Source organism: Enterobacter sp. 168J2 (genome assembly GCF_034107265.1).
In the GTDB taxonomy this organism is placed as follows: Bacteria; Pseudomonadota; Gammaproteobacteria; order Enterobacterales; family Enterobacteriaceae; genus Enterobacter; species Enterobacter nematophilus.
Genome location: NZ_JAWNEB010000020.1, coordinates 1 through 23,114, shown reverse-complemented (window position 1 = coordinate 23,114; position 23,114 = coordinate 1). Strand labels below are relative to the sequence as shown.

The 23,114-nt window shown below is 53.3% G+C and carries 18 protein-coding genes and 9 pseudogenes; 19 read left to right on the top strand and 8 right to left on the bottom strand.

Annotated elements, in window-relative coordinates; genetic code table 11:
• Nucleotides 1–452: 452 nt before the first annotated feature.
• Nucleotides 453–1,874, bottom strand: a pseudogene (locus USG84_RS23530) (IS110 family transposase); the annotation flags it as partial.
• Nucleotides 1,875–1,876: 2 nt separating this feature from the next.
• Between USG84_RS23530 and istA the strand changes: the two are divergent.
• Nucleotides 1,877–2,689 (top strand): annotated as a pseudogene (istA, locus tag USG84_RS23525) (IS21 family transposase); the annotation flags it as partial.
• Nucleotides 2,686–3,468, top strand: coding sequence for an IS21-like element helper ATPase IstB (istB, locus tag USG84_RS23520; protein ID WP_151413106.1), 783 nt, complete (start codon nt 2,686–2,688; stop codon nt 3,466–3,468). The pseudogene istA and the gene istB, both read left to right, overlap by 4 nt.
• Nucleotides 3,469–3,619: 151 nt before the next feature.
• On the opposite strand, the gene USG84_RS23515 is transcribed toward istB, so the two are convergent.
• Nucleotides 3,620–3,946, bottom strand: coding sequence for a DMT family transporter (locus tag USG84_RS23515; RefSeq protein WP_151413105.1), 327 nt, complete (start codon nt 3,944–3,946; stop codon nt 3,620–3,622).
• A 64-nt stretch (nt 3,947–4,010) separates the two neighbouring features.
• Nucleotides 4,011–5,012: an SLAC1 anion channel family protein gene (locus USG84_RS23510; protein ID WP_151413104.1), complete on the bottom strand. Its 1,002-nt coding sequence runs from the start codon at nt 5,010–5,012 to the stop codon at nt 4,011–4,013.
• A gap of 115 nt (nt 5,013–5,127) precedes the next feature.
• Between USG84_RS23510 and USG84_RS23505 the strand changes: the two genes are divergently transcribed.
• A complete protein-coding gene (locus USG84_RS23505; RefSeq protein WP_151413103.1) occupies nt 5,128–6,084 on the top strand; it encodes a GlxA family transcriptional regulator in 957 nt (318 codons plus the stop codon).
• Between the two features lie 512 nt (nt 6,085–6,596).
• Here the strand turns inward: USG84_RS23505 and USG84_RS23500 are convergent.
• Nucleotides 6,597–6,698, bottom strand: a pseudogene (locus USG84_RS23500) (hypothetical protein); the annotation flags it as partial.
• Nucleotides 6,688–7,116: pseudogene (locus USG84_RS23495) on the bottom strand (Tn3 family transposase); the annotation flags it as partial. The pseudogenes USG84_RS23500 and USG84_RS23495, both read right to left, overlap by 11 nt.
• 73 nt (nt 7,117–7,189) lie before the next feature.
• Here USG84_RS23495 and USG84_RS23490 point away from each other — a divergent pair.
• From USG84_RS23490 to USG84_RS23480, 3 genes and pseudogenes are all read left to right on the top strand, one after another.
• Nucleotides 7,190–7,330 carry a transposase gene (locus USG84_RS23490; RefSeq protein WP_151413102.1) on the top strand — a complete coding sequence of 47 codons (141 nt, stop codon included), beginning with the start codon at nt 7,190–7,192 and terminating at the stop codon, nt 7,328–7,330.
• 50 nt (nt 7,331–7,380) lie between these two features.
• Nucleotides 7,381–7,983 carry a hypothetical protein gene (locus USG84_RS23485; protein WP_194386770.1) on the top strand — a complete coding sequence of 201 codons (603 nt, stop codon included), beginning with the start codon at nt 7,381–7,383 and terminating at the stop codon, nt 7,981–7,983.
• Between the two features lie 71 nt (nt 7,984–8,054).
• A pseudogene (locus tag USG84_RS23480) lies at nt 8,055–8,688 on the top strand (IS3 family transposase); the annotation flags it as partial.
• Between the two features lie 171 nt (nt 8,689–8,859).
• Here the strand turns inward: USG84_RS23480 and USG84_RS23475 are convergent.
• Nucleotides 8,860–9,003: pseudogene (locus USG84_RS23475) on the bottom strand (IS91 family transposase); the annotation flags it as partial.
• Between the two features lie 13 nt (nt 9,004–9,016).
• Here USG84_RS23475 and USG84_RS23470 point away from each other — a divergent pair.
• Nucleotides 9,017–9,517: pseudogene (locus tag USG84_RS23470) on the top strand (IS3 family transposase); the annotation flags it as partial.
• Between the two features lie 23 nt (nt 9,518–9,540).
• Nucleotides 9,541–9,720: an integrase core domain-containing protein gene (locus USG84_RS24130; RefSeq protein WP_194386771.1), complete on the top strand. Its 180-nt coding sequence runs from the start codon at nt 9,541–9,543 to the stop codon at nt 9,718–9,720.
• Between the two features lie 525 nt (nt 9,721–10,245).
• On the opposite strand, the gene USG84_RS23465 is transcribed toward USG84_RS24130, so the two are convergent.
• Together USG84_RS23465 and USG84_RS23460 are read right to left on the bottom strand one after the other, a co-directional pair.
• The gene (locus USG84_RS23465; protein WP_151413100.1) at nt 10,246–10,920 is read right to left on the bottom strand and encodes a LuxR C-terminal-related transcriptional regulator; all 675 of its coding nucleotides are present in this window, start codon (nt 10,918–10,920) and stop codon (nt 10,246–10,248) included.
• 36 nt (nt 10,921–10,956) lie between these two features.
• Nucleotides 10,957–11,374 (bottom strand): annotated as a pseudogene (locus USG84_RS23460) (IS3 family transposase); the annotation flags it as partial.
• A 149-nt stretch (nt 11,375–11,523) separates the two neighbouring features.
• Between USG84_RS23460 and USG84_RS23455 the strand changes: the two are divergent.
• The 11 genes and pseudogenes from USG84_RS23455 to USG84_RS23405 form a co-directional block, all read left to right on the top strand.
• Nucleotides 11,524–12,147: a common pilus major fimbrillin subunit EcpA gene (locus USG84_RS23455; RefSeq protein WP_151413099.1), complete on the top strand. Its 624-nt coding sequence runs from the start codon at nt 11,524–11,526 to the stop codon at nt 12,145–12,147.
• Between the two features lie 45 nt (nt 12,148–12,192).
• Entirely contained in the window at nt 12,193–12,870 is a 678-nt protein-coding gene (locus tag USG84_RS23450) for a fimbria/pilus periplasmic chaperone (RefSeq protein ID WP_151413098.1), read from the top strand.
• Nucleotides 12,871–12,876: 6 nt separating this feature from the next.
• Nucleotides 12,877–15,477: a CS1-pili formation C-terminal domain-containing protein gene (locus tag USG84_RS23445; protein ID WP_194386772.1), complete on the top strand. Its 2,601-nt coding sequence runs from the start codon at nt 12,877–12,879 to the stop codon at nt 15,475–15,477.
• The gene (locus USG84_RS23440) at nt 15,455–17,053 is read left to right on the top strand and encodes a receptor (protein ID WP_194386773.1); all 1,599 of its coding nucleotides are present in this window, start codon (nt 15,455–15,457) and stop codon (nt 17,051–17,053) included. Before USG84_RS23445 ends, USG84_RS23440 begins: the two co-directional genes overlap by 23 nt.
• A 6-nt stretch (nt 17,054–17,059) precedes the next feature.
• On the top strand, nt 17,060–17,713 hold the full coding sequence (locus USG84_RS23435) for a hypothetical protein (RefSeq protein ID WP_151413097.1): 654 nt from the start codon (nt 17,060–17,062) through the stop codon (nt 17,711–17,713).
• Between the two features lie 72 nt (nt 17,714–17,785).
• Nucleotides 17,786–17,980 carry a hypothetical protein gene (locus USG84_RS23430; protein ID WP_151413121.1) on the top strand — a complete coding sequence of 65 codons (195 nt, stop codon included), beginning with the start codon at nt 17,786–17,788 and terminating at the stop codon, nt 17,978–17,980.
• Between the two features lie 22 nt (nt 17,981–18,002).
• A complete protein-coding gene (locus USG84_RS23425; RefSeq protein WP_151413096.1) occupies nt 18,003–18,188 on the top strand; it encodes a hypothetical protein in 186 nt (61 codons plus the stop codon).
• A 64-nt stretch (nt 18,189–18,252) separates the two neighbouring features.
• Nucleotides 18,253–20,349 (top strand): peptidase domain-containing ABC transporter, encoded by a 2,097-nt coding sequence (locus tag USG84_RS23420; protein WP_253543530.1) that lies wholly within the window; start codon nt 18,253–18,255, stop codon nt 20,347–20,349.
• Nucleotides 20,346–21,095, top strand: coding sequence for a hypothetical protein (locus tag USG84_RS23415; protein ID WP_151413095.1), 750 nt, complete (start codon nt 20,346–20,348; stop codon nt 21,093–21,095). Before USG84_RS23420 ends, USG84_RS23415 begins: the two co-directional genes overlap by 4 nt.
• Nucleotides 21,096–21,101: 6 nt before the next feature.
• Nucleotides 21,102–22,352: an HlyD family secretion protein gene (locus USG84_RS23410; protein WP_194386775.1), complete on the top strand. Its 1,251-nt coding sequence runs from the start codon at nt 21,102–21,104 to the stop codon at nt 22,350–22,352.
• An 89-nt stretch (nt 22,353–22,441) separates the two neighbouring features.
• A pseudogene (locus tag USG84_RS23405) lies at nt 22,442–22,537 on the top strand (MBL fold metallo-hydrolase); the annotation flags it as partial.
• Nucleotides 22,538–23,114 lie beyond the last annotated feature (577 nt).

Here is a 23,114-nt window from a genome sequence, read left to right as displayed (position 1 = left end):
TCTTGTTACGGCATTCACATTTGAGAAATACAATAAATAACAAAAACAAATATAAAAAATTAAATCAATATTATTAAATTGAAGCAATATCAGTAGCGCCCTTTCATGGCGAGCCTCACTGTTGCGCAGCTCCGATGGTTTGCATGCCCTGAGCCCTACTTTAGGGTCAGTTTGGATATCGAAAATTATTGTACTATAAGGGCTTCCCCGGCATGTCAACGCCGGTTTTATGGTTTCTGTCTGCTCTTCAGTAAAAATAAAGGGGAGAAACTGCGGTACTATAAACGGCCATGTTGAATCGTCATCGATTCGGGCCCTGATGAAAGACGCGCGTGAGGTTCTTGTTCGTTAAGCGGATACGTATATCCTGTACAATAGCCAGATAGGCCTCACGGGGTCCAACCCTTTATCATCAACGAATTGCAGGTCAGATGGTTATACTGCTTCGAGCTTTAGTAGGCTGAGTACAGCCGGAAATCATCACCGTAATGTAGTGATGCCCAGCATAGCCGCGCGTTTTTGGCGGTGATGGCCACAACAGCCCTCCAGTATCCTCTGCGCTCAACCAACATACAAACCCAACTGCTGAATGAGTCAGTCCTTTTCTCAGCACCAATTAGCACTGAACGAGCCCCCTGTACAAGAAGCGTTCGCAGATACGAATCGCCAGCTTTCGTTATCCTGCCAAGCTTTGACTTTCCGCCGCTGCTGTACTGCGATGGCGTCAGCCCCAGCCAGGCTGCCAGCTGGCGCCCATTCTTAAAATCATGTGCATTACCTATACTGGCGACCAGCGCACAGGCTGTTGTGGGGCCAACCCCCTTCAGCTCCATCAGCCGCTGACTGCGATGCTCTGTTTTGGCCATGCGGGACAAAATTCGGTCATATTCAGCTATGTTGGCTTCGATGCGAGCAACGTGCTCCAGCAAATCATCAACACATTGCTGAACCTGAAGTGGCAAAGAGCTCTTCTGCTGAGAAACCATGTGACGCAGGGCATCCGTACTTTGTGGCGCGATGACGCCGAATTCAGATATCAATCCTCGCAGGCGATTATACGTTGCTGTTTTCTCTTCGATAAATCCCTGACGAGTGCGGTGCAGGCACTGCATCGCCTGCTGGCTTTCATCCTTAACTGGTACAAATCGCATGTGTGGGCGACGAACCGCTTCACAGATAGCCTGTGCATCAGCTGCATCATTTTTCCCTGATTTGATTATGCAGTTGTAAAAAGCACTGTATTGATCAGAAATATGGGTATAAAACTGACGTCCAGGCTCCTGCCCGTATTTCGCGTTAACCTGCCCTGCGTAGCGGCCTGAGCTGCCTGTTCTGAAATTCTGTCCTTCTGATAATGACGTTGTTCCGTCTCCCCAAAATGCCGCCAGTGGTCTTTTACCCTGCGCATTTACCAGCTCTGCAAGAGCGGCTGGATAGGTTTCGTCGCGGATGTACCATGCCTGAATATCTTCGAGTGATGATTTGGTGCTCCCGGGGCAGGCTTCTGCCATTTTGGTCAGGCCAAGATTGATGCCATCCGCAAGAATGGTGGTGAGGAGCAGGCGGGTATCGGGACGAGTAATGTCATTTTTTATATGCGAAAAATGACGGGTAAACGTAGTCCAGCTGTTTACCTCGTCGAGAATTTCCGTGATTTTAGGTCGCGGCAGCATGCTGTAAACCAGTTCTGCCAGCGGTTAAACCTGTGCCGGAACGCAGTCATCCAGCGGAGAGACTTTTACGCCGTTGTCGGATATTTCCACATAGGGCAGTTCACCAAGGGCAGCTATAGCATTGACCTCTTCAAGTCTGGACTGAAGCAGAGTCATACGGCTGGCAATGTACTCATGATAATCAGCAGATATCGGGGCAGGGTGCCCACCCTTATAAAATTCCTGCGACGGTTATCGCCCGCGAGATCATGGAGCAGGGTTATCGTGGTGGTATGACCATCCTGAGAGAGTTCATACGTTCACTCGCTATCCCTCAGGAGCAGGAGCCTGTCGTTCGCTTCGAAACCGAGCCCGGACGGCAGATGCAGGTTGACTGGGGGACCATGCGAAACGGCAAGTCCCCCCTGCATGTGTTCGTTGCCGTTCTGGGGTACAGCCGAATGCTGTATATCGAGTTCACTGATAACATGCGCTATGACACGCTGGAAGCCTGCCACCGCAATGCGTTCAGCTTCTTCGGTGGTGTGCCGCGGGAAGTGCTGTACGACAATATGAAAACAGTAGTGCTACAGCGTGATGCTTACCAGACCGGCCAGCACCGGTTCCATCCATCCCTGTGGCAGTTCGGCAAAGAGATGGGCTTCTCTCCACGGCTGTGTCGCCCCTTCAGGGCACAGACTAAAGGCAAGGTGGAGCGGATGGTGCAGTACACCCGCAACAGCTTCTACATCCCGCTAATGACGCGCCTGCGCCCGATGGGGATCACCGTTGACGTTGAAACAGCCAACCGCTACGGCCTGCGCTGGTTGCACGATGTTGCCAACCAGCGGAAACATGAAACTATCCAGACCCGCCCGTGCGATCGCTGGATCGAAGAACAGCAGTCCATGCTGGCTCTGCCGCCGGAGAAAAAACAGTATGACGTGCAGGTAGGCGAAAGCCTGGTGACCTTCGACAGACAGCCACTGCATCATCCGCTGTCTATCTATGACACGTTCAGCAGAGGAGTCGCATGATGGTCGAGCTGCAACATCAACGCCTGATGGTACTTGCTGAACAGCTGCAACTGGACAGCCTTATCAGCGCCGCACCTGCTCTGTCGCAACAGGCTGTGGATCAGGAATGGAGCTATATGGACTTCATGGAGCATCTGCTTCATGAGGAAAAACTGGCCCGGCATCATCGTAAACAGGCGATGTATACCCGGATGGCGGCCTTCCCGGCAGTGAAAACGTTCGAGGAGTATGACTTCACCTTCGCCACCGGTGCTCCACAGAAGCAAATCCAGTCGTTGCGTTCACTGAGCTTCATAGAGCGGAACGAAAACATCGTGTTGCTGGGGCCATCCGGCGTGGGGAAAACGCATCTGGCAATAGCCATGGGCTACGAAGCGGTACGGGCGGGTATCAAGGTTCGCTTCACTACGGCGGCAGATCTGTTGCTTCAGCTGTCCACGGCACAACGCCAGGAGCGCTATAAAACAACGCTTCACCGTGGCGTGATGGCGCCAAAGCTGCTCATCATCGATGAAATAGGCTATCTGCCGTTCAGCCAGGAAGAAGCAAAGCTGTTCTTCCAGGTCATCGCCAAACGTTATGAAAAGAGCGCGATGATCCTGACCTCCAACCTGCCGTTCGGGCAGTGGAATCAGACGTTCGCCGGTGATGCGGCGCTAACATCCGCGATGCTGGACCGGATCTTGCACCACTCACACGTTGTTCAAATAAAAGGAGAGAGCTATCGACTGAAACAGAAACGAAAGGCCGGGGTTATCGCTGAAGCTAATCCTGAGTAAAACGGTGGATCAATATTAGACCGCCGGTGGAGATATAAGTGGAAAACTTTTTACCCGTTGTTGACAGCAGCGGGCATCGTTAACTTAAGATACAAAAGCTGTCCGGAGATGGCGGGTCAAGATCATCGATTAAATTAAGTATTTGCTCTGTTTAAGTTGCCCAGCGTAATCCTGCGACGCTCAGCAGGATCATGCCGATGCAGACAAGTTTCCAGAACGTTACAGTATCCCCCATCCAAAACATTCCGACGATGGTTGTCCCGGCAGCGCCAATACCGGTCCAGACCGCATAGGCGGTTCCTACAGGCAAAACCCGTAACGCTATCGTCAGCAGGCACAAACTGCCCGACAGCGTTAAGAGCGTACCCAGCATTAGCCATGGTCGCTCAAGCCCATTTGCAGATTTCAAGCCGACTGCAAATAAAATCTCCAGAAATCCGGCACAGATCAGCAGTAACCAGGATGTGTTATAAGCCATTTGATGAAACCTGTGTGATGATAAAAAGGCAGCCGGTTAAGGCGCGCTAAAGGGAGGTAAATGATCAGTCCGTCAACAGTTTGCCGCTGAACAGGCTGATAAGGGTTTTGACCAACAACACGGTCAGTGCCGCAGTAAGAAGCAGCAGAATTACAGCAGCGATTGCCATCAAAACGGTATTTTCCCGGGCATGTGCATATTTAAGCGCGGCATTGCTCAGGGCCGCAACGGGAAAGCTGATTGCCCACCATGACGGGGAAAAGGGCACATCGCGACGAAAAATTTTGAAGCTCAATATCACGAACAGAAACAGGCCGAAGTAGAACAATACGCTGGCAAAACGGTCTGTCTCGCCGAACACGCTGGTGTATGCAAGGAAACCGACTTCAAAGGGTGCTATCAGAACCATCAGTGAAGGCATCATGCCTTTGGCCAACATCGTCTCATGCACCAGCCGTTGAAAAATCCGGGTGAAAAAAACCATTGCCAGTACTGCACCCACTGCAAGGGCAAACAGGTTGAACTCAGCAGCCCAGATCATTTGTATGTGCTCACCGGTTACTGCAATATCGAGAGTTGCAACCCCCGGAATCAGCCAAGCAGGCACTGCATTTAATGGATCCTGATTGCCCGACAACATACGTGAAACCACCAGACCTGCGAGCAATACCGTCAGTGCACTGCCCAGAATCCAGAGTCCCTGTCCAAGCAATTTGTTGTGGGGGGCTGCTACTGCCGAAAGCAGTAACAGCGCAATGGTGACGGTGCCAAAAAAGTTGCTCGAAATCGGATGGTTGAACTCGGCCTTCACCACTCCCGGGTGTTTTGCCCATTTGATAAGGTAACCTAGGGTCAGCAGTACAAATACCATCCCGGCCAGCGCACCAATCGCTTCACCAAAGACGCCGCCGATGCCGTAATACTGACCACTCAGGCGCCATGCGAGGGCCAGCCCAGCCAGGCCCATGACTGAGCCGAACAGATTAACAGGCAGGTTTTTGATGGATGTCGTGCTGTTTTTTTCCAGTTGAGAAGCACCGACGGTGGGGGTATAGGCAGAGTTCATGGCAGTCTCCTGTTTGACTGAATTTGCTGTTGAATCTATTATCAGCCAAATATATTTTGGCTGATATGTTCATTAAGCGACATATTCAGCCAATGACTCGACGAGGACAGACATCATGCGCATAACCCTCCTGGCATTCCCCCGGGTACAGCTGTTGGACGTTGTCGGCCCTGCTGACGTCTTTGCCGAAGCAGCCAGACAACTGGGTAATCCACGCGCCTACAGTGTCGAAGTGATCGGAACTCGCAAGGGGATGATCAAAGGCTCAAACGGTTTAAAAATTGGCATCGACAAAACCTTCGAAACCAGTAAAGGCAAGATTGACACCTTGCTCGTGGCTGGCAGTCCATACATCGACGAAATTGCGCTTGATCCTGCACTGCAGGACTGGCTACGTCGGCAGATGAAATCCGTACGCCGTATCGGTTCGGTCTGTAGTGGTGCTTTTATTCTGGCAACCGCTGGCCTGCTCGACGGACGCCATGTCACCACTCACTGGAATTGCAGCGCAAAACTCGCAAGGGAACACCCAAAAACGCACGTTCATCCGGACAGCATCTATATCAAGGATGGCAATCTCTACACTTCTGCGGGGGTCACGGCGGGGATGGATCTGGCTTTGGCACTGGTCGAAGAAGACTATGGGAGAAAACTGGCGCTCAGCGTTGCCCGTGAAATGGTGATGTTCTTCAAACGGCCTGGAGGGCAAGCGCAGTTCAGCGCACAACTGGCTGCACAAACCGCCGAACGCAGCGTAATCAGAGAAGTGCAGGATTATGTTGTGGAGCACCTGAAATCCGATTTGAGCGTCCCCACCCTGGCCGCTCGCGCGGGTATGAGCGAGCGTAACTTCGCACGTACCTTTAAGACCGAGGTGGGGATGACTCCTGCAGAATTTGTCGAACTGGCACGAATCGATGTGGCCAGACGGCTAATCGAAGATGCGGACGTATCACTCAAACGCCTAGCCAGCACAGTCGGTTACGCAAATACGGATGGGTTCAGAAGGGCATTTATGCGGCGTATCGGAGTGAGGCCACGTGATTATCGAAAGCGTTTTTCATCAGTGTGATATCCGGCTACGGAATAAGCGTGTTCCGTTATTTGACGGATAAAATTCATTTGTAAACCCTGGGGAGGCATGCCCTCCTCCCTGTATCTAAAACGTGGATTAATATGAACGGACTCAGATTTGGCAAAGCCTGTGTAGTCAGGTTTGGCCAGGGTTATTCAAGCCCGCAACATAGCGACAGACTCACAAACTGAGCCGTTCATCTGAATCCCGGACAGTTGTCAGGACTTCAAATCGTATTTGCAGGGGGGGATAGATGAGCGGCTCACATCAACATTGTGCAGCCATTGATGTTTTGACAGGAGCAGTTAGCAGTATTTCCCGCCACTTTACTGTGCCAAAGGATCCTGACATATGTTGGTGGTGCTAAGTTTCAGCGTCTTTCGTAAACCAGTATCTTTTTCTCCTGTCTGGTGTGCTATCAATTTTCGGTTGTCAGCCCTGACCGATCCTGCCCGGAAGATTTCCGATACACATCAGCGTTCCAGGCTTCCTGAGCGGTCTGAACCCCCTGCTCTTCCAGCAACAGTATTGAGACGGCAACCGGATTTATTCGTCAATCGCAGTTTTAATGCGCCAATCAGCTCACAGTAATGTTCCAGTTCAGATGGTGGACCCCAGCTTAAGATTATTACGCCAGACGTAATCGCCACTCAGATTGATATGTTCCCAGCCCAGAGGAGAAAGATGAGATACCAGTTGCTCATTAATCGGGATACCTTTTAGTTTCAGTGCCTCAATGGCTCTTTCTATATATACCGTGTTCCACAACGTGATCGCCGCTGTCAGCAACGTTAGCCCGCTGGCGCGGTAACTCTGATTCTCCAGACCACGATCCCTGATTTCACCCAGACGATGCATAAAGACCGCTCGCGCAAGAGCATTACGGGCCTCCCCTTTATTCAGCCCCGCCTGTACCCGCTGGCGCAGACCCGGATCACGAAACCAGTCCAGCATAAACAGTGTTCGCTCGATGCGCCCAATCTCTCTCAGCGCTTTGGCAAGCCCATTTTGTTTTGGGTAAGCGTCCAGCCACTGCCATCTGTGATTCTGGTTGCGGGATCGTTAGGTTAGAGATCCTTCTAAATCAGATGGAGTTCTATTCATGGAAAATGCAGCTGACTGGCGAACTGAATCCCGTACTTTTTATTCCAACGACTTCAAACTTCGCATTGTTGAACAGGCTTCTCACCCGGGCGCTAACGTCGCCAAAATAGCGCGAGAAAATGGTGTCGCTCAGAACTGAACCGTACCGGGTTTTCGGGAGTCTAAACTTTCAGTGAAAGGAGACCCAAGATGACAGAACTTGAACAAACGAGAGATTATGTGAAAAAGGTAACCACCTGCTTTTTAGGCGTTTTTTTATTTTTACTGGCCTCAGTTGTTGAAGCAAATCCTCAGGACAGAGCACATGAAACGGTTGAGCGCTTTCTGAAATGGGAAAGGAGTGTTAAACCAAGCGGTATCTATCGTGGAAAACTGGGGGGCGGACTCCCTTTACTTATTTCACCGGAATTACTGTGCCTGCTGGAGAGCGCATCTGATTTACGGGAACGTGCTATCCGCGAAGCTCCTGACGAGAAACCTCCTTTTGTGGAAGGAAATCCATTTCTACCTAATGCCTGGGAGCGACCACAGAGCTCAGGGATTATTTCTTCTAGTATGGTCCCCGGCACTAAAATCAGCATTGTGAGGGTACGCTTTGACTATGGGGCCGGCACTGTCTTTACCGGGACTTTCAGGGTTTATGATGGCGCTCAGGGGGCTAAGATTTCTGACGTTGACGCCGGTGGGGCCTGTGATTTCTGCCAGCGTGGCAGTTTGCGAAAAGAACTCTACACTTCACTTCAGGTATATTCGGGGATTAACGCTTCACAATGTAAGGATCTTGCCAGATGAGGTCACCATGAATCGCCACGGGTTTAACTGACACCTCAGAGTTATTTAAGATGGCTTAAAGAGAGGTGCCCATGAGCGGTAAGCGTTATCCCGAAGAGTTTAAAATTGAAGCAGTCAAACAGGTTGTTGATCGTGGTTATTCTGTTTCCAGCGTTGCAACACGTCTCGATATCACCACCCACAGCCTTTACGCCTGGATAAAGAAGTACGATCCGGATTCCTCCACTCATAAAGAACAGTCAGATGCTCAGGCCGAGATCCGCCGTCTCCAGAAAGAGCTGAAGCGGTTTACTGACGAACGGGACATATTAAAAAAGCCGCGGCATACTTCGCAAAACTGTCCGACTGAGGTACGCCTTTATCCGTGACAACGCCCGTTGCTGGACTGTTCGCCTGCTCTGTCGGGTGCTGGATGTTCATCCCAGTGGCTTTTACGCCTGGCTTCAGCAGCCGCATTCACAACGCCATCAGGCAGACCTGAGACTGACAGGACAGATTAAACAGTTCTGGCTGGAATAGGGATGCGTCTATGGTTATCGCAAGATCCATCTGGATCTGCGGGACAGCGGGCAACAGTGCAGAGTCAACAGAGTCTGGCGACTGATGAAACGAGTCAGGATAAAGGCTCAGGTCGGATACCGGAGCCCGCGGGCACGTAAAGGCGAGGCCAGTATCGTGTCGCCCAACAGGCTCCAGCGACAGTTCACGTATAGGAAATTGAAACTCTCCATGCCCGTGAATGTAGTGGTTAAAATTTAACCTCTTCCTGATTCGTATGCCTCCGGGTCAGTCTGTGCTCCGCAGGCCGGTGATAATCTGTGTTTTTCCAGGTCATTTTTCAGGCTGCCAGAGTGCGCAAGGCGGATCTTCCCTGCATCACGCCGGGATATATCTCATCAGACTGATGTCCCGCGCGTGGATTTTCAGCCCCTGCACATTCAGGCCCGCCACCGCCCGGCGGTAAACCATCGTCCCGCCGCACAGCACGCATTCGAACGGGTCACGCCGCAGGAACTGCTTGAATCCGGATGTTCCGGATCAGCGTTGGGTAACCGACATAACCTCTATCAGGACCCACGAAGGCTGGCTGTATCTTGCAGTGGTTGTTGATCTGTTCTCACGCAAAATTATCGGCTGGTCCATGCAATCCCGGATGACAAAGGACATTGTCCTGAACGAACTGCTGATGGCTATATGGCGGCGTAATCCCCAAAAACAGGTGCTGGTTCATTCGGATCAGGGCAGTCAGTACACAAGCCATGAGTGGCAGTCGTTCCTGAAATCACACGTCCTGGAGGGCAGCATGAGCCGTCGCGTTAACTGCCACGATAATGCGGTTGCAGAAAGCTTTTTCCAGTTGTTGAAACGCGAACGGATGAAGAAAAAGATCTACGGAACGCGGGAGGAAGCCCGCAGCGATATTTTTGATTACATCGAAATGTTTTATAACAGTAAGCGTCGGCATGGTTCGAGCGAGCAGATGTCACCGACAGAATATGAAAACCAGTATTATCAACGGCTCGGAAGTGTCTAGATTATCCGTGGCGATTCACCTTCATGACGATAGAAGAACAACAGCGGTGGTTCAGTGACTACCGAGAAGAATTTAACCACGAAAGGCCGCATGAAGCCCTAGCGGGAGCAACGCCCGGAACGGTGTGGCAACCCTCAAGCCGACAATGGGATGGCAGGGTTCCTGAATACACTGATCCGGCAGGGGGATGGTCTACAGAGTAAAATCGAGGGGAACACTCTATATGGGTAAAAAAGGGACAGTGTTCCTGAGTGAAGCCCTGACTGGCGAGTACATTATGCTGGAAGAACAAGATGATGGCCTCCAGGCCATCATCTTTAATAGAATAACGCTTGCGTACTACGACCGGAAAACCGAGAGTGTGCTCCGGATAGACTAAAAGTGTTACCTATGTTCCCGGTTTGATCTGTCACCTATGTATCCGGTCATACAGAAATCCTCCCCTGGAGAGTAGCACAGCCAACTGAATAACACATCCCCGTCAATACGGTTCTCGCTGCACTCTTACGGACAGTGAAGCGAAGGGTGCGTCAAGATTCACGTTGTGGAGCTCCACCAGAGGCTCAGGCTCCACCGCCTGGCGGGAGAGCAAACCTTCTAAAGGCTGTAACCGCGGTCCGGTGATGGCATGCAGCATCGGAGATAGAAATACAGTGTACATTACAATAGCTGTAGGAAAAGGTTCCTGCGGACACGGGAACAAAGGCAAACGACGCTCTGTGGCGAAGTTAATTCAAGATCCAGCGAATGCTCTTATAGAAAAACGGGCCCCGCGCAGCCTTTAGCTTATTTATGGCGTTATTTTTGTAAAAATAAACCTGCCTGACGTTGCAGCCGAGCTGACGGGCGATTTGCTTGGTTTTCAGGTTAAATGAGTAGCCTCGCAGCACGCAGGCTTCCTGATTAGAGAGGCTTTCTGGGGGCTGCTGCATCGTAATTCTCACGTTGTAATGATTTGACGCATTTGGCATCTGGCTCATCAAGATTTGCCACATCGTAATTATCGCGTTGTAATAATTTAAAGCTCTTGGCACCTGGGTCATCAGGATTTGCCACATCGTCTTGATATCACCCAGCGAAATACGTTTATTTATTACCCCATCCACATGATTAAATTTCAGAAAACCAACGGATAACGAATAGATATATATCCTCGCACTAGGCTTTTCCCGTTTAATTCGCCGAATATCTTCATCAGGCGTAATCATAAAACTGCCAATATTCAGCGGATCATAAATGACGATGTCCCAGGTCCGTTCGCTTAGGAGAAAATCTTCAGTATTGCTGAATCCATGGAAAAGAACATCCCGATGCACATTAGGTTCATGGTTGAAAAGGTATTGCAGGCCAATAATTGTCAAATCACAGCAATCAATAACGGCCACGTGTATTGCTTCTTTCATGCTCATTATCCTTGTATTGGGCACCTAGATTGGTACTTATATTACCATGTATTTTTTATCGCTTAACCCATTACTGGTTCGCCGCCGCAGATATTCCCGTCGCGAACGATATCCCTGTGCACTATGTGGATGCCATTCGTTGTTATGCTCGAAGGCCTCGCCAATGTTCTTTATCGCTATTAACCCTTCGGGCTTCTGCATGATGCTAATATAATCCCGTTGCTTTCCGGGCAGCCGTATGTTTTGGCTCCATCCCTATCATTCTAGCGAACTGACGCGTCTGATGAAAACGATAGGCTGAACCGTTGTCTGTCAGCCACCCCACGGGGGAGGGCGGCAGGTTGCTGCAGAAGCGACGCTCCGCTACATCCAGCCTCACGTACTGCACAGTTTCACTGTCATATATAGCGATACTGGCAACCCAGTGCAGTGCCTCGCCATCGCAACAGTCTAGCAAAAGCAGGCGGATATTTTCCATCTTTTGCTTTAAAGGGAATGAAATTTTCTGTATTGCCTCGTTATTTTCCGTGTGATTATACTTCGTCCCGAAAAAAGGGCTCCCCTTTTTTAAACATCTGGATTCTTTTTGGAAGGACTAAATAAATGAATAAACTGAACGCTATCGTTCTGGGCTCACTGCTGTCTCTTTCTGCCCTGAGCATTTCTCATGCAGCGGAAACTACCGCTTCTGCAACCTGGCAAGCTTCTGCAACGAAAGACAACGATTCCGATCTGGTTGTCACCCCATTACGCGCACTGAACTTCGTTTATAGCCCAAAAACGAAAGCCTTTAACACCGACACCGGTCTGTTTGATGTGGCTATTCGTGGTGACCACGCTTCTGCTACCAACTTCAAACTGGAAGCTATCGTTGATGACTCTGACAACACCCTGTTCAGCGTTGGCGGCGAAGCAACCAAACTGAAAGTGGGCGCGCGCTTTGGCGGGACCGATCTGGGCTCCATCGGTGGCACAGTGGGCACGAAGTCAACGGCATGGGCTACCCTGGTTGACTCTTCAGACAGCACCGGCGTCTCTTCTGGCCTGTGGAACCTGACCACCAGCGCAGGCGCGCCTGCGGGCACCGAAGTGACCGGCCAGGACAAGTTTGTGTTCTACGTCGATTCTGCACAGGACAGCACCGGTGCGGCGAAAGAGTTCAAAGACCTGACCAACAGCCTGTGGGAAGGTACTGTCTCCGTTGCGTTCCGCGCAACCTGGGGCTAAGAGCTGACAGTTACAGGGGCGTAAGCCCCTGTTTAGGGAAATATCATGTTTAGCCTCAACCCCATCTTCTTCTCTTTATTATTTATTTCCTCCTCCGCGCTGGCGATTAATGTTGGCAAAGTCACCACCATTATTCCTGCCGATTCGGATTCCACCGCCAAGGAATTAAAAAACGAAGCGGACAGCGTGCGCATTATTTCCATCAGCGCCCAGCGTATCAGCAGCCCGATGGATGAAGGCGTGGTGATTAATCCAGAGCAAACCGACGAGCTGCTGCTGACGCCCACGCGCATGGTCATGCCCGCCGGAACCAGCAATATCGTCAAATTTTACTATCACGGTAAGGCCGACGATCGGGAGCGCTATTACCGCATTACCTTCATTGATGAAGGGGTCAGCGAAGATCTCGACAACGGCACGCAAAAGAATGGCAAAGGGATGACCCGCGCCGTGGTGAGCACCATTCTGGTGGTCCAGCCCCGGAAGAAGAACGTCGATTTCGTCTACGTGGCCGGGAAGATCACCAATAAGGGCAATACCGCGTTTCGCGTGAACGCGAGCGGAACTTGCCTGAAACCCAACCCGGAATCGCCGACCACGCCGTGCGTCAAAAACTTTTACCTGATGCCGGGCACCTCCCGCGCGATTGACGATATCAACGTAACGGACAGCCATTTTCATCTCGGAATTTGGGACCTGAAACAGTTCATTCCTGTTAAGTAAGGATGCATGGTGGAAAATAAATTAGTGTTGCCGGTGATGATGGCGTTCACATCCTGCCTCTTGCCCGCGCATGCGCATGCGCATGCGGCCTCCAGCTCCGTGGTTATCGCTAATTACCGTTTTCCCGACTCGCTCTATGCCCTGCTGGAGCAGGGGATCAAAATCCCCGTTTATCTGGTCAATACCCGCCCGGGTGAAGCGCAACAGGCGGGCAGCACCGGTGACTTGAGCGAGTATGTCCGTATTGGCGACGTAACGATCTACGCAGAAGACCGGCAGCTCGGGCTGCGCGATGTCCAGGTCCAGGAGTCAGACAACGGTATTCGCCTGTCAAAAGAGATGCGGACGCTGCTGCAAAGCATCAACGGCAAGCAGTTTGACGACCATATGCGTATTCCGGTGAGCGCCGGGTCGGTGTTCGAGCTGGATCAGAAAAAAATGCGCCTGCTGCTGAACCTCTCCCAACGTGACTACGGGGTCAATATTCGTCCGCGTGAGGTGGATATCGATGCCCCTGAATCAGACGATCTGAGCGGTACGCTCTCCTATAACCTGGGGGCGTATCACACCGAGAGCGGCTATGGCGACAGCTGGTCATCCGGCTATCTCAACGCCAAAAGCTGGGTCTCGATGGGGGTCGATCACCTGCTGGTCGATGGCTCGGGCTACGTTAACGAGAACAGCAGCGACACCCAGATGAACGCGGTGATGTGGGAACGTGACTATCAGGGCATGCGCTACGCCGCCGGGATGTTGAACGGCTGGGCGATGCAGTCTCTTGCCAGCGTCAGCGGGATCTCCGGCGGAGAGGTGTACGGCGTCTCCGTGGGGAACCAGGCCAACTCGCGTAAGCGGGACAATACCCTCTCCCTGACGCCGATCGTGGTCTATTTCCCGACCGCCGGAGAAGCCCGCATTCGTCGTGACGGCCAGCTTATTGGTATTCAGCGCTTTGACGTGGGTAACCACGAAATCGACACCAGCGCGCTGCCCTACGGGATTTACAGCGTGGAAGTCGAGGTGGTCAGCGGCAGCCGCACCGTGTCACGGAGCATGTACACGGTGAACAAACCTTTCACCAACAACGTGTCGGAATCGCTGCGCTGGCAGACGTGGGGCGGGATTTATAGCCGCGACAAATCCGTCGTCAACTATAAGAAGTACGCCAAACGGAAAAACGAGCAGGACAACAGCTACTACTACGATTACGACACCAAACATAAAGACACCATGTCGCTGGTCGGCGCCTCCTTCAGCAAGCGCAGCGGGATGGTCGACTGGAACGCCTCCGGCTATATGATGCGCGAACACGTGGTCAGCGAACTGTGGGCCTCCCTGAACCTGACCGGGTACTTCTCGGTGAATACCCAGACGATGGCCACCTCTGACGGAACGTACCGCGCCAACTACGGGGCTAACGTCAGCCTGCCGTGGAATATCGGTTCGGTCTGGTACTCCCATGAGCAGCTCTCCAGCGGCAAGTTCCTTGATATCCATGAAAACAAAGGCAACACGTGGGGGGCATCGTTCAGCCTGCCGTCGTTTGGCCTGCCGTCCGCCGGCAACCTGAGCCTGATGCGACAGGAAGACGACGTATACCGCTATAAACGCTATCAGGTTGACTACTCCCAGGGGCTGTATGCCGGTCGTTACGGTACGGCGCGCCTGCGGGTGGGGATGTCGCGCAATAAATACGAAGGCTATTACGAAGAGAAAGACCGCTACGTGATGCTCGATTTCTCGATCCCGCTGGGTAACACCGTCTCCGTGGGCGTTTCTCATAACCGCGATACCGGCACGGCGCTTAACGTCAGCGCCAGCCGCCAGTTCGAAGGGGATTACCTGAAGTCGGTTACCGCCAACGTTTCACGTGCCTTCAGCAGCAACCAGGATCGCACCGTGAGCGGCGGGGGCAGCGTGAGCTTCGACACGCCGTGGAACAGCAACATTCTGAGCGTGCAGAGCGGCACCAGCAAAGGCTGGAACTCCACGCTGACCAGCGACGGCAGCGTCGGCTGGTCGAAAGAGGCGGTTGCGGCCGGTAAAGGCACCCACAGCGCAGGGGTGATCGTCAGTACCGGGCTTAAGTCCGACGAGTCGCTCACGCTGAAGCTCAACGGCCGCACGGAGCGCATCAAGGGCGATAAAACCTGGCTGTCGTTGCCGGCCTATCAGGCCTATGACCTGGAGGTCATGAACAGTGAAACCGGCACCGAAAGCTATGACATTGGCGCAAACGCCCGTCGTCATATCACGGTTTACCCGGGGAACACGGTGGTGATGAAGCCGCAGGTGAAAAAAATCGTCACCCTGTTTGGCCGCCTTGTTGATGCCAACGGTAATCCGGTGAGCGCCACGCAAATCAAAAACCACGTGGGTCTGACCCGCACCGAAAACGACGGTCGCTTCGTGATTGACGTGGACCAGAACAATCCGGTGCTCAGCATTGCCACGCCGGACGACAGCGTCTGCGAGGTGCGTCTGGATATTGCGTCCAACCGTGGCGCGCTGTGGCTTGGGGACATCTCCTGCGATAAAGGCGATTTCGTCTGGCAGGAAGCAAAAGGAACACGGGAACGTGACGATGAAAAAGATATTCGCTCTTAATCTGCTGCTGATAAGCGCGGCGGCGCAGGCGCAGCAGATGCCCTATTTCGCGATCAACAATCCGGGCAACAACGGGACGGGCAACACGGCGGCGCTGTTCAGTCTGAACAGCACCTCCACCGCCTTTTTACACGGCTCGCGGGAGTGGCCCACCCTGAGTGCGAAAACCAACAACGGGATTGCCACCTATATTCCGGACAACAGTTTTGACGGCCCGGCAGGCAGCCCGCTGACCATCAACTTCAGCGTCACTGGCTCCAGCGCCTCGCCGTTCTTTAAGGGCACCGCGTGTTCGTCAAGCTGTGGTACCACGGGCTATACCGCGACGACCAGCTATTCCGACACGTCCATGGTGGTGAAACCGCCGGTCATTGAGCCTGGTACCGCTTATGGCCGCTGGGTGCTGGGGGATCCGTTCTTTGATTATCTGCTCAATGCTGCACCCGGCAACGAGGTGACGATTACCTCCACGCCGCAGATCTCCTCTATCGGCAAGGTCACCATCAACAACACGCTGCATAAGGTCGGCACATTGACCATGACCAACTCGCGGGCACTGGCTCTGGGCATTGACCCGATCAGCGGCGAGGTGACCATTGTGGATCGTTCAACCGGGGCGACGTGTACCAAATACACCCGCAATACGGTGTCCGGTGTGCTTTGCGAACTGCTGGAATACACCTTTGTCGGGGAAGATATCACCGGCTACAACCCGGGGCTGGCGCTGACCTCGTCCCGCGTGAACGGCGTGCTGCAATCGCACATGAACGGGGGAACGGGGCTGGCGGCGGAAATCACCTTCGATGAGAGCAACTGGTACAGCATCTCCGGCGGCATCCTGAGAGATACCCGTGTGCTGGCGAATACCTTCCTCGCGGCGCCGCAAAAAAACGGCGGCAAGGCGTACCTGAAAATCTTTCTCCCGAAGGCGCTGATTTTGAGCGTGGCGCAGGCGGGGGATGGCAACAGCATAGGCAATATCGTCAGCCTGTGCCTGACGCCGGGCAACAGCTCGCTGGCGGCGGATTTCTGCTTCCAGCCGGGGGACGGGCTGGTGATTGACCCTATCCAGCCAGGCCTTGCGATCGTGCCGGATAACCCGGATTACACGCTCGACCCTAACGGCCTGGGCGGTTCAGGGAAAGGCACGATTGGCGAGGGGCCGATAGAGATCCCCTACACCATTACCTACAGCGGCGCGCAAAAAGATGCCGCGATTGCGGTCACGGTGAAGGTCACCGGGCCGACGCAGAGTCTGAACGGCGTGGACTACTGTGCCTTTAGCGGTAACGGCTTCACGGTGCCTGTCCCCGGTAACGTGCTGCTGGGCAAAAGCCAAACGCTGAAGACGCATAACTGCAAAGGCGAGGCGCTGTCCATTCCCGCACCCGCCCCCCATGCGGAAGAGTGGGACAAGATAAGCTCAGGCGTGACGGACATGTGGCTGTGGAAAACCCCGCTGGTATTGCAGTTTGTGATGAATAACCCGGTATCGAAAACCACCTATGACGGTAATACGTGGTTTGGTGAAGTGACGGCTCAGGGTCGAATTGATGTCAGTGCATCCTGGAATTAAACGTGTATGACTGAAAAATTCCTGGCTATTTTCGCAATAAATTGCTTCATTTCCGCAAGCGCAAATGCTTTAATTATTGAAAATCTAAATATTGATTTTCCACCTGAAAAAGAGGTTGTTTTTCAGCCAATAAAAAACGATACCAGCGTACGACAGAATTATACTGTTTCGCTTATTCAGGTTGATGTCCCAAAAGAACACGGAAAAGAGACTGAAATACAAGATGGCGAGGTGATGTTCTCGCCAAAACAGTTAACTCTGGAGAGCGGCGAGCGGGCCGGGTTTAAGTTTTATTATACCGGCCCGCACGACAGCAAAGAACGCTATTATCGCGTTAAATTCACCGAGACGCCGCTTCAGGCGCGGGTTGTTATGAGCAAAGGCCAACGCATTCAGTCGGATGTGGTGGTTTCGCTTGAGGCTATTTTAATTGTCCGACCATGGACAAGGCATTTTGATTATACGTTTAGTAACGGGGTGGTGAGTAATACCGGGAATACCTGGTTTAAATATGTTTCTTCTCAGGGATGTAGCTCACAATATAATGACTCAAAATATCTTCCACCGGGTCAACGGCTGGAAATAGATAGTTACGGTCAGCCCGCAAGGCGGATGATTATTTATGGAAATAAAATCATCCCGCTTACACGCTGCCCGTAACAACCGCTTTCCTTTATAAAAGGAAATTATCCTTTGGCACATGCTGAAGATTTACAACTACAGGAGAATGCAATGAAAGCGATTTCATTCGTAGAAGCGAAAGATATTATCGGTGGTGCATTAAACCCATTCGCTGGCCTCGTTAAAGGTGCACAGCTGGGTTATGACACCGGTGCAAGCATCATGGGCATGATAGGTGGCGTGGTTGGCGGAATTCTGGGTGGCGCAATGGGCTTCCTGGGTGCACTGTTTGGCAGCTACAACTAATTCAACGAACAGGAAGACAATCATGCAAGTTATCGATTTCAAAAAAGCACAGGCCATCATCGGTGGCTGGGATCCGTTTGCTGCTGCCCTTCAGGGCGCTGCTGCAGGCTATTTCGCAGGCAGCCAGATGTTAGGCCCGCTGGGCGGCACCATCGGTGGTGTGTTTGGCCTGCTGGGCGGCTTTATTTTCGGCTTATTCGGCGGATAAGTTATCGACGTATGCTTATGGCCCGCTTTGCCGGGCCATTTTTTTATTTCAGCCACGGATAATTATGTTTTCGCTTTTTCAGTATAAAAAAAAGGGTAAGACACCCGTTATTCGCCAGCATGAATATACCGAATGTGGGCTGGCCTGCCTGGCGATGGTGCTGGGGCACTATGAACACCACGTCTCCGTCAGCCAGCTGCGCAGGGAGCTTACCGTCTCTGCCGACGCGGGCACCTCGATGGCGGAACTCATGACCCTCGCCAGCGATAAAAATATGACGGGCCGGGTGCTCAAGGGCGAAATCACTGAAATTGAAAGTGCCGAACTGCCGCTCATCGCCTTCTGGCGCGGCAATCATTTCGTGGTGATCGTGAAGGTTGACGGGCACAGCATAACGGTCCACGACCCGGCCAGCGGCGTGCGTCGCTACAGCCTCAGGGAGGCGCAAAAACTCTTTTCCGGCTACGTGCTGGAGCTGAAGCCGACGCCGCGCTTCGACAAAAAATCCCCTGACGAGACGCTCACGCTGGGGCGGCTGGCCAATAAATCCCCGAGCTTATTTCAGCGGCAGGTGCTGCTGTTTGTGCTCTCGATTTTTACCCTCATCACCATGCTGGCCAGCCCCACTTACGTGCAGCTGATCATGGATGAGGCCATCTCGCGCAACGACAACGATCTGGTGATCTTACTCACCGCCATTTTCGCTATCGTCTTTATTTTTGAAGTCATAGGTAAGTTCCTCAAGCAACTGCTTGAGATCCTGATGCGTAACATCGCCTATGACGACCTCAGCCAGTCGGTTCGCCGCTATATGCTGCGTACCCAGACTGGCTGGTTCCGCAGCCGTCCGCCGGGCATTGTGCTGGCGATTGAAAAATCGCTCCATGCCTGTGCGGAGTTCATCAGCAATGGCTATGTGCAGATCCTCTTTTCCAGCCTGATCGCCTTTACCAGCCTGCTGTTTATGCTGCTGTATAACGTGAAAATCGCCGTGCTGACGATGCTGCTGATGGGGGGGTTTTTCCTGATCCGCTTTTCGCTGATCGGCCCTTACCAGCGCGCGGTGGACGACTCCATCGAGCGCACCGCAAAGTATGAATCGCTGCTGGTGGAGACGCAGAAGGGGATCATCACCCTGAAGGCCAACAACATGGAGCAGGCCCGGGACGCGGTGATGGACAAATCCCAGCGTGAGCATATAGCCGGGCTGATGCGTAAAGAGCGCCTGCTGGCGCGCTTTGATGTTGCCTCGCTGCTGGTGATCAACGCCGAGCAGCTGCTGGTGGTCTGCTTCGGCGCGTGGCTTATTCTGGAAGGGCAGATGAGTATCGGGATGCTCTACGCCTACATCAGCTACAAACGCTATTTCTCCGACGCGATGGTACAGGTGGCGCAAAAGCTGCTGGACAAAAATGCGCTGAAAGGGCCGCTGGATCGCGTGGGCGACCTGCTGTTTGCCCCCTCTGAAGCCAGCCAGTTTGGCCGGAAGATTTTGACCTCACCCGTTAGTCTGGCCTTTGAGGATGTCTCTTTTGCTTATCCGGGACGTGAGGCGACCCTGCAGCACATCAACATGACGCTGAAGCAGGGCGAAGAGGCGGTGATTGTCGGCCAGAGCGGCTCCGGGAAAACCACGCTGCTGCGTCTGATCTCCGGGATGTTGCTCTCCACATCGGGCAGTTTGCGGATCAATGCGATCCCGATCACCGAGTGCGATCTCTCCTCTCTGCGCCAGCATATTCGCATTGTGCATGCGGACGATATTCTCTTTGCCGGCTCTATTCTGGATAACCTCTCCTGCTTTGATAGCGCGCCGGACAAGGAGCGGGTGATTGCTGCCTGCCGGCTGGCGGAGATTGACCACGTGGTTGCGCGTCTGCCGCACGGATACGAAACGGAGCTGCTGCCGGGAAACACCTTTTTCTCCGCCGGCGAGATGCAGCGTCTGGTGCTGGCGCGCGCCCTGTACAGCCAGCCGAAGCTGCTGCTGTGCGATGAAGTGACGGCAAACCTCGATAAGAACACGGCGCAGAAGGTGCTGGCGAACCTGCGTGGTCTGGGGATTGGCCTGGTGTTTGTCACCCACTCGCCGGAGGTGGTGGGTTGTCACGGACGGCTCTACACCATGGAAAACGGCACGCTGCGGGAGAGTGAGCAATGATGTTTCTGCCCCGTCTCTACGCCCGACTTTGCGCCCGGCAGGCCGGACGCACGCTGCTCGCAAGCCGGATCACGCAAAACTACAGCCAGTTTATGCGCTGCCCGGAGACTGACGTCCCGCCCGATTTTCTGCGCCAGAACGCCCTGGAGATGAGCGGCTTTCATTTTGTCGAGCAGATCTTCCCGCCCGCGCTGTGGCGGCGCAACGTGCGTTTCGATCTCCACGCCCGGGTGGCGGCATTCACCCGCGAGCAGGATTTCTATTCTCAGCCCCGCACCCTGCTGCTGGGCATGCGCTGGGCCGGATTTGGCCTGATCGCGGATGCGCTGCTCGCCACCGCGCCAGACGACGTGCGCTTTCAGTTTGTTACCCGCCTTCCCGCGCTGCACAAGCTGATGGCGGCACACGAGGAGCGGCTTGCAGGGGCGTTTTTCGCCCCGCACCGGCTGGTGACCGTGCTGCTGGTGGATGAGCGCCTCCCGGATGCGCCGCTGTTCATGACCCAGGCGGGCGTCCAGAAAGCGTGGTTAACGGACGTGTCGACGCGCTTTTTAACGCGCTATGGATACGTGATTCGTACGCTGCTGCCCGGCTGTTCGCTGCACTCGGCGGAATTTGCGCTGGAGAGCCAGACCTATGCCCCTGCGGAGTACCGTCAGGCAGCCACCGCCACGCTGAACGCGTTGCGTAAAACCCCCACGCTCTGGAGTGCATGGGACGATCTTTCAGTGATTTATCATGGATGACATGTCGTGAAATTAAGAAACCGAAACCGACAACGTCGGGCGCTGATCCCGCACCATTTTTCAAAGAGCTACGAGATCAACGCCCCGCGGCTGAAAGGCGTGTTAACGCTGTTTATCTCCTTTTTTCTCTGTCTGCTGGTCTTTTCGATCGTCTTTAACTTTTCGGAAACCACGCTGGCGCGCGGTGTACTGATCCCAGCCCAGGGGGATGTGGAAGTGCGTGCCAGAGAGTCCGGCACCATCGTGGACTTTGCCGTGCGTCCAGGCCAGTACGTGAAAGAGAATGACCCGCTTTTTACCGTGTCGCAGGACTACGGCGGCAAGCAGGGCTCGGTGGTACAGTTCGATCGCCAGCAGATGGAGGCGGAGAAAAAGCGCAGCGAGCAGCGCGTGCAGACCATTGAAGATTCTATCGCTACGTACCGGAAAAACCTGGCGCAGCAGCTGGATATTGCCGACCGGCAGATTGTGGTGTCCCGCGACAAAGTGAAAAAGCTGCGTGCGTTGCTCAAAAACAGCACCGATACCTATGAGGCGTGGAAAGCGATATCCGGCAAAGGCTATGTGTCGAAGGTCGATCTGGATAAAAGCCACAACGACGTGCTCAACGCGCAGCTTAACCTGACGCTGGAGGAGAGCAGTATCCTCGATCTGGAGGCGCGCAAAACCAGTCTTACCGACAGCACTCAGTCGCAAATCGACTCCCTGAGCCAGGAGCTGCTGTACGTGAAAAACCGGATCAGCGAAATTGACCGCAACCTCTCCAGCCGGGGCAGCTCTACGATGGCCATGCTGGCGCCTGCCGATGGCTACGTGGTGGCGATCAACTTCCCGCCGGGCCGGGCCATTACGCAAAACAGCGAGGTGGTGGTGGTGATCCGTAAAAACACCGCCGCGTCGATGGAGGGGTACCTCTATGTGCCAGCCACGGGCGTGGGTCGGGTGGCGAAAGGGGATAAGGTGAAGCTGCGCTTTGACTCCTGGCCAGTGGATAAATATGGCTCGGTGGAGGCCATCCTGTCTGATTTCTACGAGGTGAATATTGATGCGCATTCGGCGCTCATCCCGCTGCAGGAGGGGCAGAACTACTATCTTGCCAAGGTGCGGGTGCCTTCCTGGTTTACCGATCCGGACAACAAAAAGCGTCTGCTGATGGGCGGGATGACGGTTAACGCCGATATCGTTATCGATCACAAACCGCTTATCAATCTGCTGATTGCGCCGCTGGAGCGGGTGCGTAAACGGTTTATCGATTGACCCGATTTCATCGTTCATCGCCCATTAGCCCACAGGCTAACGCCGGGTCGCGGGCTATTCTCCTTATCATACGCACAGGAGAATAGCCCATGATCATCACTTATATTCGCAATGCCACCCAACTGATCACGTATGCCGGTAAACGCTTTTTGATCGACCCGATGCTTTCCGTAAACGAAGCTTACATCTCTTCCTGCTTCAGCCTCTGATGGTGGTGCTGCTGTGTCCCGCGGTAATAGCAGGCAGATGACCGCCCCGCCCAGATTAGCTCCACGGGATGCTTCTTAAAAAAGAGAGCGAGCCAGACGCCGTGCTTAATATCGAGTCCACAGCTGGTGACAGCTAGGTGAATGCGGATGCTGGTCAAGCTGGCGGTCATAAGTAGCAGGGCGAAGAATATGCCGATCTTCGCGCCCAGTTTGCGGGCTCAGCGAAGCATGGCGTGGGGGGCCGCGAGGAACAGGGTGTTGAGCGTAGGCCAGTTGTTGTTAAAGAAGCGCCAGAGAAGGCGGGGCATGGTAAAGGTGATATACTGCAAGTCGGAGTCGGTCGGAGTGTGGCTCTCTGCTATACCCACTGCTCTGTGGCTTTGAGAAGCCGCAGGAGCTGCATATTGCTGAGAAAAGAATTAGATGCTCTAATTACTCAGTGATATGGTTCTTTTGAACTGACAGAAAGGCTTTCAGATTTCAATGTATATCAATTTAATTTATTTGTTAAAATGAAATATTATTATTAATTATGAATATTAATGTATACATT